General features: G+C 64.1%; 9 protein-coding genes. 3 read left to right on the top strand and 6 right to left on the bottom strand.

Translation table 11 applies throughout. The features are described 5' to 3' along the window. Positions 1–19: 19 nt before the first annotated feature. The 3 genes from JAB4_RS22915 (at position 20) to JAB4_RS22905 (ending at position 3,972) form a co-directional block, all read left to right on the top strand. The gene (locus JAB4_RS22915; RefSeq protein ID WP_070221414.1) at positions 20–2,269 is read left to right on the top strand and encodes a DUF3274 domain-containing protein; all 2,250 of its coding nucleotides are present in this window, start codon (positions 20–22) and stop codon (positions 2,267–2,269) included. A 595-nt stretch (positions 2,270–2,864) separates the two neighbouring features. Beyond that, positions 2,865–3,680: a hypothetical protein gene (locus tag JAB4_RS22910; protein ID WP_227742016.1), complete on the top strand. Its 816-nt coding sequence runs from the start codon at positions 2,865–2,867 to the stop codon at positions 3,678–3,680. Between the two features lie 28 nt (positions 3,681–3,708). Further along, on the top strand, positions 3,709–3,972 hold the full coding sequence (locus tag JAB4_RS22905; RefSeq protein WP_070221412.1) for a PAAR domain-containing protein: 264 nt from the start codon (positions 3,709–3,711) through the stop codon (positions 3,970–3,972). On the opposite strand, the gene JAB4_RS22900 is transcribed toward JAB4_RS22905, so the two are convergent. The 6 genes from JAB4_RS22900 to cphA (JAB4_RS22875) form a co-directional block, all read right to left on the bottom strand. Continuing rightward, positions 3,969–5,291: an aspartate aminotransferase family protein gene (locus tag JAB4_RS22900; RefSeq protein WP_070221411.1), complete on the bottom strand. Its 1,323-nt coding sequence runs from the start codon at positions 5,289–5,291 to the stop codon at positions 3,969–3,971. The genes JAB4_RS22905 and JAB4_RS22900 overlap by 4 nt on opposite strands. A gap of 84 nt (positions 5,292–5,375) precedes the next feature. Next, entirely contained in the window at positions 5,376–6,272 is an 897-nt protein-coding gene (locus tag JAB4_RS22895) for a MurR/RpiR family transcriptional regulator (protein ID WP_083286937.1), read from the bottom strand. A 44-nt stretch (positions 6,273–6,316) separates the two neighbouring features. After that, positions 6,317–6,601, bottom strand: coding sequence for a hypothetical protein (locus JAB4_RS22890; protein WP_139143546.1), 285 nt, complete (start codon positions 6,599–6,601; stop codon positions 6,317–6,319). A gap of 169 nt (positions 6,602–6,770) precedes the next feature. Beyond that, entirely contained in the window at positions 6,771–9,437 is a 2,667-nt protein-coding gene (locus JAB4_RS22885; RefSeq protein WP_070221409.1) for a TonB-dependent receptor, read from the bottom strand. 282 nt (positions 9,438–9,719) lie between these two features. After that, the gene (gene cphA, locus JAB4_RS22880; RefSeq protein WP_070221408.1) at positions 9,720–12,290 is read right to left on the bottom strand and encodes a cyanophycin synthetase; all 2,571 of its coding nucleotides are present in this window, start codon (positions 12,288–12,290) and stop codon (positions 9,720–9,722) included. 67 nt (positions 12,291–12,357) lie between these two features. Next, positions 12,358–14,535: a cyanophycin synthetase gene (cphA, locus tag JAB4_RS22875; protein WP_070221407.1), complete on the bottom strand. Its 2,178-nt coding sequence runs from the start codon at positions 14,533–14,535 to the stop codon at positions 12,358–12,360. Positions 14,536–14,847: the final 312 nt, after the last annotated feature.

The following is a 14,847-nucleotide window of genomic DNA, read 5'->3' as shown; positions in this document are numbered from 1 at the left end:
CGTCACTGGAGAGCACACCATGCAATTCGATCCCCACCCGCCGCTGTGCGACGACCCCGAAATCGATATCCTCGGTCAGTTTTCCTGCAACGCCAATTTCCAGAGCAGCGACCGGGACACGCTGCAGCAACTGCCGCTGCCCGGCATCGTGATCTTCGTGCACGGCGTCAATTCCGATGGCGAGTGGTACGCGGCGGCCGAAGAGGGACTGTGCAACGGCCTCAACGAACGCCTCAAGCGTTCCTGCCATCATATGCAGCACCGTGGCGTGGAAGGCGGCGAACTGAAGCCGGTCAGCTATGGCGCCGAAATCACGGCCGAAGGCTTTCTCCATCCGGAGATGTCGGCCGATACCTTGATCCGCGATGCCGGCACTTTTTCTCCCGTGATCCGTTTTCGCTGGGGCTACAAGGCTTCCGGCGAGGAACTGCAGCAATACGGCAAGGGCATCTACCTGAATGAAGACAATTACTGGGGTGGCGGGCCGTTTGCCAATGGCTGCAGCGCGCTGGCAGATTTGTGGAAAACAGGGTTGAGCGAGGATTTATTCTTGTGGAACAAGATTCAGCACATGAATCCCTTCCCGGAACGGCAAGTGTACAGCTGCCCGCCGCGCCCGTATTTCGTGCTGGCCGCCTACCGCCTGGCCAAGCTGGTCGAAGCCATCCGCCAACAGCAGGCCGACGTGCCCGTCACCATCGTGTGCCACAGCCAGGGCACGATGGTGGCGATGGCGGCGGCCTTTCTGGGCACCCGTCTGCCCAAGGTGGATGGCGTTCCCTGCGTGGCCGACAACTATGTGATTTGTAATTCGCCGTACAGCCTGGCGAAATGCAATAGCGCCGAGAACTGGGTGGCCGGCAACCTGCGCGCGGCGGACGGCAGCACGGGCAGGGTGACGGTGCAGGCGCGCATTGCCACCTTGAAAAACTTCTTTGCCATCATCGGCCAGCGCGCCAGCCTGGGCGAGGTGCAGACAGACGAGGAAATCGACCGCTGCATGGCCAATCTGGAGCACGGTTTTTCCGCCGCGGCGGACCGCGAGCAATACGGGATTGCCGGCGCCGCCCGGGGCGGCAAGAAATCATCGTATGGCAGGGTGACCATCTATTGCAATCCGCACGATGTGGTGGTGTCGTCCGTGGCCATCGAGGGCATCGGCTGGCGCGGCCTGTCGGGTTCGCTGGCCAAGGACGGCAAGGACGGCGGCGAACTGGCTGCCACCGAGGCGGCAGGCGTGTGCGTGCAGCGCGTGTTTGCCCAGGGTTTTGAGGTGGGCAAGCAGGGCAGCTATCACTACTGGCGCGATCACTGGCGCAAGCCTGCGCCGGGCGGCAACGATTTCTGGTTTCCGGCGCAGAAATATGCGTCGTATTCCATTAAACAGGGCGTCGAGGCCAGTCAGGAGAGCCGCTTGTCCACCATCCTGACGGTCGGGTTTGCGCCCCTGTTCATCGTGGCCACGGGCCTGGCTCGCAGCCCCTGCAATGCCTCGCCCCACAAAGATTGGAAAATCGAACTGAACGCGCCCGACCTGCTGCCGCCCTTCAAGCCGCAGTCCTTGCGCTTTGGCCAGACCAGCGAGGAATTCGACGAAGGCTACGAGCCCCCCGGCGAATCGCGCCAGGTGGGCAAGCAGCGCGCGCCCGGCGACGATCTCCTTGCCGATCATGAGATTCCGCCCGGCGGCCTGCAGGGGCGGGCGGCGAAAAATGAAGCCAAACGCATGGACAGGGCCAGGGGCACGGCCGATGACGAGGCGCGCCTGCGATTCGAGCAGCGCGCGGTGATACGCGCGCAAGCCGTACGGGAAGGGAAAAGTCCCGAGGGTCAAAAAGTGCAACAGGAAATGCCCAACGCCACGCCCGACGCCGAGTACCTGCAATGGCGCAGCACGCGGGTAGGGGAAATGATGTCCAGTCAGGCCGGCGCCTACGCCACCGACCATTCCACCATCCTGACCAACCCCATGCACTCAGAGCGGGCGCTTGCGTATGACGTGGCGGTGGGCGTGTGCCGCATCAAGCCGGACCAGCTGCGCAAGTTGAGGGTGGCGGCGGATTGGCGGTTGTTGAGGGCACTAAATAATACTGAATCCGCTAAATTGTTCGAAGAATATTTTAATGATGGGAAATTGCATGGTTTGACCATTACTCAATGGTCTCAGCAGACTGGTGGAGAAGGAAATCTTCCTGTATCCATAGTTGACGTGAGAGAGAACCCTGCTCTTGATTCTCGTCCTAATTTCGGTGAACGAGCATTTTTATAAAGAGAAATCACATTTCATATAAATTCCTAAATATTAAGTAAATATTTATCTTGTTGGAGATCATGTCATGGCTAGATCTATATTGTTATCTATACTCGGTGCGTTTTTGATTGTTTTAGTTTTGTCAGCTTGCGCCCGTTTACGTACATCGGCAAACATAGTGACTCCTGTCGTTCCTATTGATGGATCTTTAGTGCAGAGACCATTTCTGGCTCAGGTAGTCGGGTTGCAATGGTTAAATCCTTTGCATCGTAGAGACTATCCCACTGAATGGCAGCTACTTTGGACCCTTGGCCTGGCACGGCCTAATCCGAACGATGATATGGTAAAAGAAAAACCTGAAAAATATTCTAAGTTGCAGAGTATTGCCTCCATTGCTATAGGTAATGAAGGCTCTGAAACTTTCGATGGATACCATGAAAAATACATTAATGAGTTAATGAACTTGTACCATGATGTGTATTACTCCGACTCGGAATATTTTTATAACGTTCATTCAGCCGAGGACAAATCACGCTGGCGAGAGTTGGCTGGTATTCATATCGAATATGCCCTGCCAGAAGGTAAGCTCGATCCGGTCGAAACGATAGCATTTGTGCGCAAAAGAGTTGCAAGGACTTTTAGCATCGGCAACATCCACTCTCCCACCCTGTGGACCCGTTCCACCCCACCCGACGTCCGCGTCACCATGGGCGGCCCCAACGCCGGTTTTACCTCTTTGGCTGCCGCGCTCGACTATCTGCAAACCCACCCCAAGGAAACCGTCTGGGCCATGAACTGGGATGCGCCCAGCCGTCCCCTGGACCGGCAGATCAACGAGAATCTGGTGCTGCTGGTGCTGGCTGGTCCCGACTACAAGACGGAACGGGCGCCGCTGGCGTGGCTAGGCTATCCGAGCACCAAACAGGTGGCGGATTTTGAAATCAAAAAGGGCGAGCCGCCGCGCCTGGTGCAGGCGTGGACGGCGGCCATCGAGGAGGCGGCGGCGAAGGCCAACAGGCCGGATGCTGACATCGGCTATCTCATCCACGACGCAGGCAATACGCATCATGACTCGTCGGCACGGCTCGGCGCGCTGGCGCAGACGCTTACCGTGCAATTGCCGGAATTCGATCTGCTGAAGCAAAGCTTCAACTTGACGGCCGTGCTGGGCGAGACGGGCGCGGGCACGGCGCTGACGAACGTGGCGCTGGGCATCGCTTACGCGCACCATTTCGGCAAGCCCGTGCTGGTGGCCGGCACCAGCGACCTGCTTGCCCCTGTGGCGCTGGTGGTGGCGCCGCCCGCCGTCGTGCGGCCGATCCAGCCCGGCAAACCCTGGTTCCGCGCGCGCAGCGGTAATCACGCGTATCTGCCCTGGTGGGGCTTGCGCCACGATGCGCCCGAGTATTACCAGGGGTTTTCGCAATGAGGCGTTTGACCTATTCAAGGAGAAGAGCATGCGTGGCGTGATCCGCTTGAACGACCCTACCAGCCACGGTGGCAAGGTGGTAGGCGCGGCGCCGAACAGCACGGTGCTGGGCGTGGCCGTGGCGCGCAAGGGCGACCCTTGCGTCTGCCCGATCAAGGGCCATGTGCGCTGCGTGATCGCCGAGGGCGATCCGCAGGTGCTGATCGATGGCGTGCCCGTGGCCTTCGAGGGGCACAAGACGAGCTGCGGCGCCAGCCTGATCTCTACCGTGGGCAACAGTGGGCGGCCTTAGCTGATGCAGGCATCAATGGCCATGCCCAGCTTGTCAACGATTTCCTCGACGTGGCTGGTGTCGATGATGTAGGGCGGCGCCAGCAGGATGTGGTCGCCGTGCAGGCCGTCGATGGTGCCGCCCATGGGGTAGCACATCAGTCCGTTTTGCATGGCTTGCGCCTTGATGCGCGCGTGCAGGCGGCGGGCGGGGTCGAACGGCTGTTTGCTGGCGCGCTCCTGCACCAGTTCCAGCCCCAGGAACAGGCTGCGGCCGCGGATGTCGCCCACGTGCGGGTGCTCGCCGAAACGCTGGCGCAGCCGCTCCTGCAGCAAGCTGCCCATGGCGCGCACGTTGGCCAATAAATCGCGCTCCTCGATCTGCCGCTGCACGGCCAGGGCGGCGGCGCAGGCCGTGGCGTGGCCGATATACGTGTGGCCGTGCTGGAAGAAGCCCGTGCCGGTGCGGATGGTCTCGCGGATGTCCTTGGACACCATCACGGCGCCGATGGGCTGGTAGCCGGCGCCCAGGCCCTTGGCGATGCAGATCAGGTCGGCAGTGATGGCTTCCTGCTCGCAGGCGAACAGGCTGCCCGTGCGCCCCATGCCGCACATGACTTCGTCGAGGATCAGGAGGATGCCGTGGCGCTGGCAGATGGCGCGCATGCGCGCAAAATAGCCGGCCACGGCGGGCAGGGCGCCGGCCGTGGCGCCGACGACGGGTTCGGCGATGAAGGCCATGACGTTCTCCGCGCCCAGTGCGGCGATATTGTCTTCCAGCTCCTGGCCCAGGCGCGCCACGTAATCAGCATCCGTTTCATGCGCCTGCTGGTCGCGCCAGGCATAGCAGGGTGATACGTGGGTCACGCCAATCAGCAGCGGTTCGAACTGCTGGCGGCGCCAGGCGTTGCCGCCCGTGGCCAGCGCGCCCAGGGTGTTGCCGTGATAGCTCTGGCGGCGCGCGATGACGTGGCGGCGCTGCGGCTGGCCCCGCTCGACGAAATACTGGCGCGCCATTTTCAGCGCGCTTTCCACCGCTTCCGAGCCGCCCGAGACAAAATACACGCTGTCGATGCCGGCAGGCGCCCGCGCGACGAGAAAATCGGCCAGCTGCTCCATCGGTTCGCTGGTAAAAAACGCGCTGTGCGCGTACGCCATCGTGGCAATCTGCCGCTGCACGGCGGCGGTCACGGCCGCATCCGAATGGCCGAGGCAGGAGACGGCCGCGCCGCCGCAGGCGTCCAGGTAGCGCTTGCCGTCGGCATCGATCAGGTAGGGACCGTCGCCGCCCGTGGCGACAGGGTAGGTGGCGGTCAGGCTGCGGTGGAAGACATGGCTCATGGCATCGCTTTCTTATCGGCAAAGGGGGGAATGGCCGATTATAGGAGGCGTTGCGCCGCATTGCAACGATTGATGTATTTTGTTTTAATTTACATCATTTGATGTTGAGGCATAGGCGCCCAGCGCCCGCAGCTGGCTTTCCGCCGCGCCGATGGCGTGCACGGCGTCCGGTCCCGCGCGCGCCACCAGCAATTCCACCAGGCTTTCCACGGCAGCGACGCCGGCCACGATGGAAGGGAAGAACGAGGGGCTGTCGACGGCGATGACGATGCTGGCGTCGGCCTGCAGGGCCAGCGGCGACATGGCGCTGTCGCTGATGGCGACGACCTGGCAGCCGGCCTGGCGCGCCGCCTGCGCCACCAGCAGCGCTTCGCTCGAATACGGCGCGAAGCTGACGATGACGACGGCTTCGCCCGCCTGCAGGGCGCGCAAGTCCATTTCCAGGGTGCCGCCCTGGCCGCTCAGCAGCTGCACGCTGGGACGCAGCAGCCGGTACAGGTAGTGCAGGGTGTAGGCGATCGGATGGGCGGCGCGAAAGCCGGCCACGTGCACGCGGGGTGCCGCCTGCAGCAGGCTGGCGGCCGCGTCCAGGGCGGTGTGGTTGGCGCTTTCCGTGGCGGCCAGGTTGCGCTGCTGCGCCGTGAACACTTCCGTGACCAGGTCGCGCTCTTTCCCCTCTTTGCCGGCCAGCGCGCCCGCCTTTGCCGCATAGCCGGCCTGGCCCGCGCGCAGGCGTTCGACGAAGATGGCTTTCAGTTCGGGCCAGCCGGCAAAGCCCAGCTGCTGCGCCAGGCGCACGAGGGCGGCCGATTGCACCTGCGCGCGCGCGGCGATGCTGCGCATCGATGAGACGGCCACTTCGTCCGGATGGTCGGCCAGGTAGCGGGCACCGGCCTGGAATTGCGGGCTCAGTTCCGCATGGCGCGCCTTGATCAGGTCCATCAGTGCCGCATAGGAATCGTGGGGTGTCGCTGCCTGCATCGCCGTGCCTCATTTGATAGGTTGCGGCGATGGTACAGGATTCGTCAGCGCGCCGGTAGCGGCGCGCCTTGCACCCGGGCGGCCGTGCGTGGACGCAGGCGGGCAAACAGATGCGGCCCGGCCGGTTTGCGGCGCGGTCCCGTCGTCAGCACGCGCAAGGCGGTGGGCAGCGGCACGTCGTGGCAATGCAAAAACAGGGCGGCGGCGCCCGTGCCGGCCATTTCCTGCAAGGCCAGCGCATGTTCGACCAGCGCCGCCGTGCGCATGTCGAGCCGTACCGGGATGTCGGGTTGAAATAACTGTATATCGACGTGCCGTGCATCGCGCATGCTGTCCCCCGCCGGGTTCGCTAGTCAAGCTGCCAGCATAAAAGCGCCCCGATGCCATCGCTTTGCGCCAGATCAATTCCACTGTCGGATAGATTCCACAAGGCAAAAAAAACGCCAACCGTTGCCGGCTGGCGCTGAAAACCCTCGAAGGAAGAAAGGGGGATATGAGTTAGTAGCTCCAGCGTATCGATAAACCGACGACCTTGTCATAGCGCCGCACATCGCGCACATAGTCCGGCGTGTCGTGGTAGTCGCGGTAGGTCGAGTCGAGCAGGTTGTTCGCGTCCAGCGTCACCGTGGTGTTCGGATTGAGCTTGTACGAGACCGATGCGTCCAGGGTCTTGGTCGGCGCCACGGTCAGGTGGATGCCCTTGCCGCGGTAGTTGTAGTCGTCGACATATTTGTCGCGCCAGCTGTAGGCCAGGCGCGCCGACCACGGTCCCTGTTCGTACAGGCCGACGATATTGGCCGACCACTTCGACATGCCCGTGAACGGGTGCACGCTGCCATTCAACTCTTCCAGCTCGCCCGTCATGTAGGTGGCGTTCGCCTGCAGGCCCAGTCCGCTCATCCAGCCGGGCAGCTTGTCGTAGAACTGCTGGTAAGCCATTTCCAGACCTTGCAGATGGCCCTTCGAGGTGTTGCGCGGACGCGTGATGTCGTACTCGATGCCGCCGTACGTTTCCTTGGCCGAGCCGGAGAGGATGTAGTTCTTGAAGTTGTGGCGGAACACGGTGGCCGTGACGGAACCCGTCTGGGCGAAGTACCATTCCAGCGCCGCATCGAGGTTCTTGCCTTCCACGGGTTTGAGGTCGGGATTGCCGCCGCTGCCCGTCGGGCGCACCATTTCCAGGCTCTGGCCCAGGCTCACGCCGGGGTTGAAGTCGGCGAAGTTCGGGCGCTGCACGGCTTTGCCGGCGGTCAGGCGGGCGATCAGGTCCTGGCGCAGCAGGGCTTTCAGGGTCAGGCTGGGCAGCACGTCCGTATCCGACGTCTTCACGCGCACGGGCGTGACGATGCCGTTTTGCGAGGAATTGCCTTGCAAGTCCTGCTTGGTCTGCACCACGCGCACGCCCAGCGTGCCATCGACCGGTACCTGCGCCAGGTCAAAGCCGATGCGCGCCTTGCCGTAGACGGCATTGGTTTTTTCCACATCCTTGTAGTGGGTCATCGGATCGTCCGGGCTGCGTTCGCTGCTGCCCGTAAACAGCTGGCGCAGCGCGGCCGTGTTGTTGAGCATGAAGTCGCGGCAGGGCGTGAGCCAGCTTTGCAGGCCGAAGTTGCCCGTGTTCTCGTGCGAGGCGCAAGCCAGGCCGGGAATCGCGTCCGCAGTCATAATCGACGTCAACCCGCCCTGGCCATTTTTTTCGCGGATCGATTCGGCCTTGCGCTTGGCCAGGCGCACGCCGCCCGAAAATTCGCGGAAAAAGCCCGTGCTGTCCATGTCGTAGGTAAGGTCGCCGCGCCAGTCGGTCGAGCTGCCTTCGTCGTGGCTGTGGTTATCGTAGAAGCCGAGCAGCGTGTAGTTCTTCGGGTCCAGCATGTTGTAGCCGGGGTAGCTGATCTGCGCGCCGCCGTTCACATTCGTGCTGCCGATCACGCTGGTCGGGTGGGCGAGGAAGTCGAGGATGGGAAATTCGCGCTCGAAGTTGCTCACCGTGCGCGCCAGCTCCGTGGTGGCGCGCAGCTGCGGCGTGATGTCCCAGCGCGCGCCGATGGCGCCTTGCGAACCGATCGAGCGGTCGCGCCGCGCCTGTGTCGAACCGAGGGTAAACGGCGACCACGGGCCGTCGATCTTGCCCACCGTGGCCGCCTGGCTGGTACCGGGGATCAGCGTGATGTCCGGGTTCTGGCCCCAGGGCAGCGAACCGACGAAGAACTGGCTGTCGAACGCATGCTTGATCAGGGTCGACATGCCTTCCGCATACACTTCCACCTGCGAGTTCGGGCGCCACTGGAAAGCTGCATTGGCCGCGTAGCGCTTGCGGTCGCCCACGGTCGGGATCATGCCGACGGAATCGGGGCCCGTGATGTTGCCCGCTTCGGGGCGTTTGACGGGTTCGGCGTTCCAGATCGTCTCGTCATAGTATCTGCCGCGCTGGTAGGACAGGCCGAGCAGGGCGCCGAATTCGCCGTATGGGGTCTTCCAGCGGTTCGAGACCATGCCGCTGACGTTCGGGTCCGTCGAGCCGGCCTTGTCGCGGTGTTCGGCGCGCACATTGCCCGATGCCGTAAAGCCCTTGAAGTCGAACGGGCGGTTGGTGCGCACGTCGATCACGCCGGCCGTGCCGCCTTCGACCATGTCGGCGCCCTGCGATTTGTACACGTCCACGCGCTGCAGCATGGCCGTCGGAATGTCGGCCAGGTACAGGCTGCGGCCCACCGAGGTGAACATCTCGCGGCCGTTGAGCAGGGTCACCACGCCGGGCAAGCCGCGGATGATGACGGTGCCCGCCTCGCCGCTTTCGCGGCGGATCTGCACGCCCGTCACGCGGCCGAGGATTTCGGCCACGTTCTTGTCGGGGAATTTGCCGATTTCATCGGCGACGATGGAGTCGACCACCTGGTCGTTGTTTTTCTTGATCGTCTGCGCGCTCTGTGCCGCCCTGCGCACGCCCGTGACGGCGACGACGGCGATGCCGCTGTCGGCTGGCGCTGCCGCCGGTGCTGTTTCTGCCGCTTCTGCCGCCGGTGTTTCCGCGGCGGGTGCCTGTTGCGCCCAGACGGACGCGCTGCTCAGCAGGCCGGCGCCGGCCAGCGCGGCCACTGTGGCCTTCAAGGTCAGACGTGTGTTGTGCCGGGACGTGCGGGTGCCCGTTGCCATCGATTGCTTCATCTTGTCTCCACCTGTATTTTAGTTATGTTGAGAACGCTGCGGCAGTCGCCGCCAGAGCTGGAACCTGCTCAAGAAACATGGTAGGTGGGAATGACTTTGCCCCACAAATGACTTCTTTTGCGAAGTCAATATCAATTCCGGTATCCCTGCTGCATTCATGCGCCCTGGCGGCGCCCCCAGGCATCGCTGTTCGCTGCCGATGAAATGCGCGCCGGTGCGCCGGCCGCGCAGGAGCGAAAAAAAAGGCGGCCCGCAGGCCGCCCTTGTGCGCAGTTGGCGCGCTTACGCTTCGGCGACGCGCTTGGCGATGTGCGCCAGCGCTTCTTCCACCTGGTCGATCAGGATCAGGCACAGATCGCCTTCGCTCAAACGCGCCAGGGCCTTGTCGATGGCGACGAATTCGCCGTTGATTTCATCGATATGGCTGGTGCGCTTGGCGCCGTCCAGGCCCTGGCGCAGCAAGGCCACGACTTCACCGTCGGCGCGGCCGCGCTGGCACTGGTCCTGGTACAGCAGCACGTCGTCGAAGGCGGCGCCGAGGATTTCCGTCTGCTGACGGATGTCTTCGTCGCGGCGGTCGCCGGCGCCGCTGATGACCACCGAGCGGCGCTTGGCCGGCATGCTTTCGACGGCCTGCACCAGCGCCAGGATGGCGTCCGGATTGTGGCCGTAGTCGGCGATCAGGGTGGCGCCACGATAGTCGAAGACGTTGAAGCGGCCCGGCGCATTGTCGGCTTCATTGGCAAAGGTTTTCAGGCCCAGCGCGATGGTTTTCCAGTCCAGGCCCACGGCCCAGGCGGCGGCCAGCGACGCCATGACGTTGTCGACCTGGAAGCCGATGGCGCCGTTGCGCGTGATGGGCACTTGCGACAGGGCGATTTCGTGGCGTTCCTTGCCTTGCGCCGCGACCAGCTTGCCGTCTTCCACGTACACGACGCGGTTGCCCTGCGCGCGGTGCGTGGCCATCACGGGATGCGTCTTGTCGGCGGCGAAGAAGGTCACCGTGCCGCTGCAATTCTTGGCCATGCGGGCCACGGCCGGGTCGGTGGCGTTCAGCACGGCCACGCCGCTGTCAGCCACGTTCTGCACGATCACGCGCTTCAATACCGCCAGGTCTTCCACGGTGGTGATGTAGTTCAGGCCCAGGTGGTCGCCGGCGCCGATATTCGTCACCACGGCGACCTGGCAGCGGTCGAAGGCCAGGCCTTCGCGCAGCATGCCGCCGCGCGCCGTCTCGAACACGGCCGCGTCCACGTCCGGGTGCAGCAGCACGTTGCGCGCGCTGCGCGGGCCGCTGCAGTCGCCGCTGTCGATCTGGCGTCCTTCGATGTACACGCCATCCGTGTTCGTCATGCCGGTGCGCAGGCCGGAGGTGGTCAGCAGGTGGGCGATCAGGCGCACGGTGGTGGTCTTGCCGTTGGTGCCGGTGACGGCGACGACGGGAATGCGGCCATCGTCGCCCTCGGCGAACATGGCGGCGATGATGGCTTCGCCGACGGGACGCGGCTTGCCGAACGACGGCGCCAGGTGCATGCGCAAACCCGGTGCTGCGTTGACTTCGACGATGCCGGCGTTCTGCTCTTCCAGCGGTTTCAGAATGCTGTCGGAAACGACGTCCACGCCGCAGATATCGAGGCCCACCATGTGCGCGGCCGCGACGGCGCGCGCCGCCACTTCCGGATGCACGTCGACGGTGACGTCGGTGGCCGAGCCGCCCGTCGACAGGTTGGCGTTATTGCGCAAGATCACGCGCTGGCCCACGGGCGGCACGGAGTCGGCCACGTAGCCCTGCTTGGCCAGGCTGGCCAGGGCGATGTCGTCGAAGCGGATTTTCGTCAGCGAGGTGGCGTGGCCGCTGCCGCGGCGCGGGTCCAGGTTGACCTGGTCGACCAGTTCGCGCACCGTGTGCTGGCCGTCGCCCACGACTTGCGGCGGGTCGCGGCGGGCCGCTGCCACCATCTTGTTGCCGATGACGAGCAAGCGGAAATCGTGGCCCGGCAGATAGCGTTCGACGAGGATGTCGTCGCGGAATTCCTGCGCCGCGAGGAAGCCGGCCGTCAGCTGCTCGCGCGTGGTGACATTGACGGTAACGCCCTTGCCCTGGTTGCCATCCTTCGGTTTCACGACGACGGGCAGGCCGATCTCGCAGGCGGCGGCCCAGGCGTCGTCCGCGTCGACGGCGACACGGCCTTGCGGCACCGGCACGCCGGCCGAATCGAGCAATTTCTTCGTCAGTTCCTTGTCCTGCGCGATGGCTTCGGCAATCGCGCTGGTGCCGTCCATTTCGGCGGCCTGGATCTTGCGCTGCTTGCTGCCCCAGCCGAACGTCACCAGGCTGCCTTCGGTCAGGCGGCGGAACGGGATGTTGCGGGCCACGGCGGCGTTGACGATGGCGCCCGTCGAAGGGCCCAGGCGCACGTCTTCATCGAGTTCCTGCAGCTGGTGCAGGGCGCCGGCCAGGTCGAACGGCGCATCGTCGAGCGCGGCGCGGCACAGCTGCTGCGCCAGTTCCAGGGCCAGGCGGCCGACGGCTTCTTCCGAGTATTCGACGACGACCTGGAAGATGCCCGTTTCCAGGGTCGGCGTGGTGCGGCTGAAGGTGACGGGGCAGCCGGCTTGCGCCTGCAGGCCCAGCGCCGCCAGTTCCAGCACCTGCGCCATCGGCGCGGCGTTGTAATTGCCCAGCGGTTGCAGCGGGCTCAGTTGCGGAAAGAGTGCGCGCAGGCGGGCTTCGAAGCCGGGCAGCTGGGCGATGTCGAGTTCCTGCGTGGTGCAGGAAACAATGGCTTCCACGGCGGTGTCGTGGCTCCAGAGGTTAGGGCCCCGCAAGGCCCGTACGCGAGATACTTCCATAATTAAACCGTAATCCTGTTGTGTTCTTGTGGGCCCGGCCGTAGCCGGGCTTGAGTGCTGCTTTGCCTTAGTTCCCGATGCAGCCGGGGGCCGCATCGAAGGTGCGCAGGCCCGCGCAAATCAGGTCGACGGGCAGGTTCAGGGCCCAGGCGGCGGCGGCCACGGCCAGCACGCTGTCGACATTGCCGGCCGTGGCCGGTTTCAGCAGGTCCAGGCACAGCAGGACCGTTTCGATGCCGCCTTCGGCCAGCACGATGTGGTTGCCGCGCACGAATACGGCGCGCTGGCCGGCGGCCAGTTGCGCCGCGATGGCGGGCAAGCTGCCATCCTGCGCATACAGGGTCACCGTGCCGTCGCACAGTTCGGCCAGTTCCAGCACGTGCGCGTTGGCGGCGTTGAGCACGGCCACGCCCGTCGGCACGACCACGTCGACCTGGCTGCGCACGGCCTTGTACAGGCCCGCTTCGTCCAGCACGTCGAAATCCTTGACGCTATCGAGGCTGCCCATGTCCGTGACGACGCCGATCTGGCACTTGTCGTAGGCCAGGCCTTCGGCCAGGATCATGCGCGGATTGCTCTCGAACAGGGCCGTCTGCACGGTGCGGTTGAGCAGCAGGCGCTGGCCCGCGTCCCAGTTCACGCAATCGCTGCTGACGACGCGGCGCTGGTCCAGATACATGCCTTCGCTGCAGACGGCGCCCGTGTGCAGGCCCGACAGGTTGAGCAGTTTGCACAGCATGCGCACGATCAGGCTGGTGCCGCGCGTGCCCGTCACGCCGATCAGCGGAATGCGGCCCGTTTCCTCGGCCGCGAACAGGTGGTCGACGATGGCCGCGCCGACAGGGCGGGGCTGGCCCACGCCTGGCTTGATGTGCGCCAGCAGGCCGGGACTGGCATTGACTTCGATGATGGCGCCGCGCTGCTCTTCCAACGGACGCGTGATGTCGGTGGTGACCAGGTCGATGCCGGCGATATCGAGGCCGACCACGCGCGCGGCCAGCAGGGCCGCATGCACGACGGACGGGTGCACGTCGTCCGTGACGTCGATGGCCACGTTGCCGTTCGGCTGGATCAGCACTTTCTGGCCCGCCTGCGGCACGGACAGGGCGGTCATGCCCTGGCGCTGCAGTTCGAGGATGATCTCGCCCGATTCATGCGGCTTGACGGTGCCGAGCGGGAAATCTTCGCCTTCGCCGCGGCGCGGATCGATATTGATCTGCGTGTTCACCAGTTCCAGCACGCTGGAAGTGCCATCGCTGTCGACCCACAAGGATTCGCCCTTGGCGGCCGCGATCAGCTTGTTGCCGACGACGAGCAGACGGTGTTCGTCGCCCGTGATGAAGCTTTCCACCAGCACGGCGGAGCTGTCGCCCTTGCGCGCGGCCAGTTCATAGGCGGCCTTGACGTCGCTTTCGGTCATCAGGTTCAGCGACACGCCGCGGCCATGGTTGCCGTCATACGGCTTGACGACGACGGGCACGCCGATGTCCTGCGCTTCTTCCCAGGCCGCTTCGGCGCTGCGCACCAGGCTGCCTTCGGGCACGCGCACGCCGCACGATTTGAGCAGGAATTTGGTCAGATCCTTGTCGCTGGCGATGCCTTCGGCAATCGCGCTGGTGCGGTCTGTTTCGGCCGTCCAGATGCGGCGCTGCGCGGCGCCGTGGCCCAGCTGCACCAGGTTGCCGTCGTTCAGGCGCAAGGAAGGGATGCGGCGCTCGGTGGCCGCATCGACGATGCTCGCCGTGCTTGGGCCCAGGCAGCGCGAGTCGACCATGTCGCGCAGCGGCGCCAGGGCCGCTTCCAGGTCGTAGGCTTCATCATTGATGGCGGCCATCAGCAGTTCGCGCGCGGCGGCCAGGGCGGCGCGGCCCACGTGCTCTTCGCGCGTGCGGAAGGCCATCTTGTAGACGCCGCGCTGGCTGGTCGAGCGCGTCTGGCCGAAGCCCGTGCGCATGCCGGCCAGGTTTTGCAGTTCCAGCACCACGTGTTCGAGGATGTGAGCCGACCATGTGCCTTCGCGCAGGCGCTCGAAAAAGCCGCCCCGTTCGCCCACGCCGCAGCGGTGCTCGATCATGCCGGGCAGCCACGCCACCAGGCGCTCGTACAGGCCGGGCAGGGTATTCGATGGATAGTCTTCCAGTTCGCCGATGTCGACCCAGGCTTCAATCACCGGGCGGTAAGTCCAGATGTTGGGGCCGCGCAAGTGGGTGACGCGGACGAATTCGATGTTCTTCTTCTTGATCATGTAAGTGGTTTCTTGATAACAAGCCAGGCGTCTGGGCGCCAGATACTTTATGTTGGCTTTACAGAGTCTTTTCAGGCTCGTGCTTGGTTCTTTATCCCGGGTATGCGCAGTGTGCCACTTTTAGCGGCCTCTTGTCGCGTTTGCTTCTCGTATTCTGCTGGTGTTGTCATTCTAATTGTTACTAATTGTTGCCATACTTGTTATAAAGTTACCGACTCCGGGCTAAGCTGGAGCATTTGCGCAACAGCGGGCTGTTGTATACTTGCCCCTGTACGATGGCCGCGCATTTTTTTGCTCCGTTTTGCCATCATT

The organism is Janthinobacterium sp. HH102, assembly GCF_001758625.2.
GTDB lineage: Bacteria > Pseudomonadota > Gammaproteobacteria > Burkholderiales > Burkholderiaceae_D > Janthinobacterium.
The sequence above is the reverse complement of the archived record's forward strand: the minus strand, read 5'-3'. Positions and strand labels throughout refer to the sequence as shown.

Excerpts from the sequence above, each read along its gene's own strand:
- JAB4_RS22900 (WP_070221411.1), bottom strand. The coding sequence starts at position 5,291 with ATGAGCCATGTCTTCCACCGCAGCCTGACCGCCACCTACCCTGTCGCC.
- JAB4_RS22915 (WP_070221414.1), top strand. The coding sequence starts at position 20 with ATGCAATTCGATCCCCACCCGCCGCTGTGCGACGACCCCGAAATCGAT.
- JAB4_RS22890 (WP_139143546.1), bottom strand. The coding sequence starts at position 6,601 with ATGCGCGATGCACGGCACGTCGATATACAGTTATTTCAACCCGACATC.
- JAB4_RS22905 (WP_070221412.1), top strand. The coding sequence starts at position 3,709 with ATGCGTGGCGTGATCCGCTTGAACGACCCTACCAGCCACGGTGGCAAG.
- cphA (WP_070221407.1), bottom strand. The coding sequence starts at position 14,535 with ATGATCAAGAAGAAGAACATCGAATTCGTCCGCGTCACCCACTTGCGC.
- JAB4_RS22895 (WP_083286937.1), bottom strand. The coding sequence starts at position 6,272 with ATGCAGGCAGCGACACCCCACGATTCCTATGCGGCACTGATGGACCTG.
- cphA (WP_070221408.1), bottom strand. The coding sequence starts at position 12,290 with ATGGAAGTATCTCGCGTACGGGCCTTGCGGGGCCCTAACCTCTGGAGC.
- JAB4_RS22885 (WP_070221409.1), bottom strand. The coding sequence starts at position 9,437 with ATGAAGCAATCGATGGCAACGGGCACCCGCACGTCCCGGCACAACACA.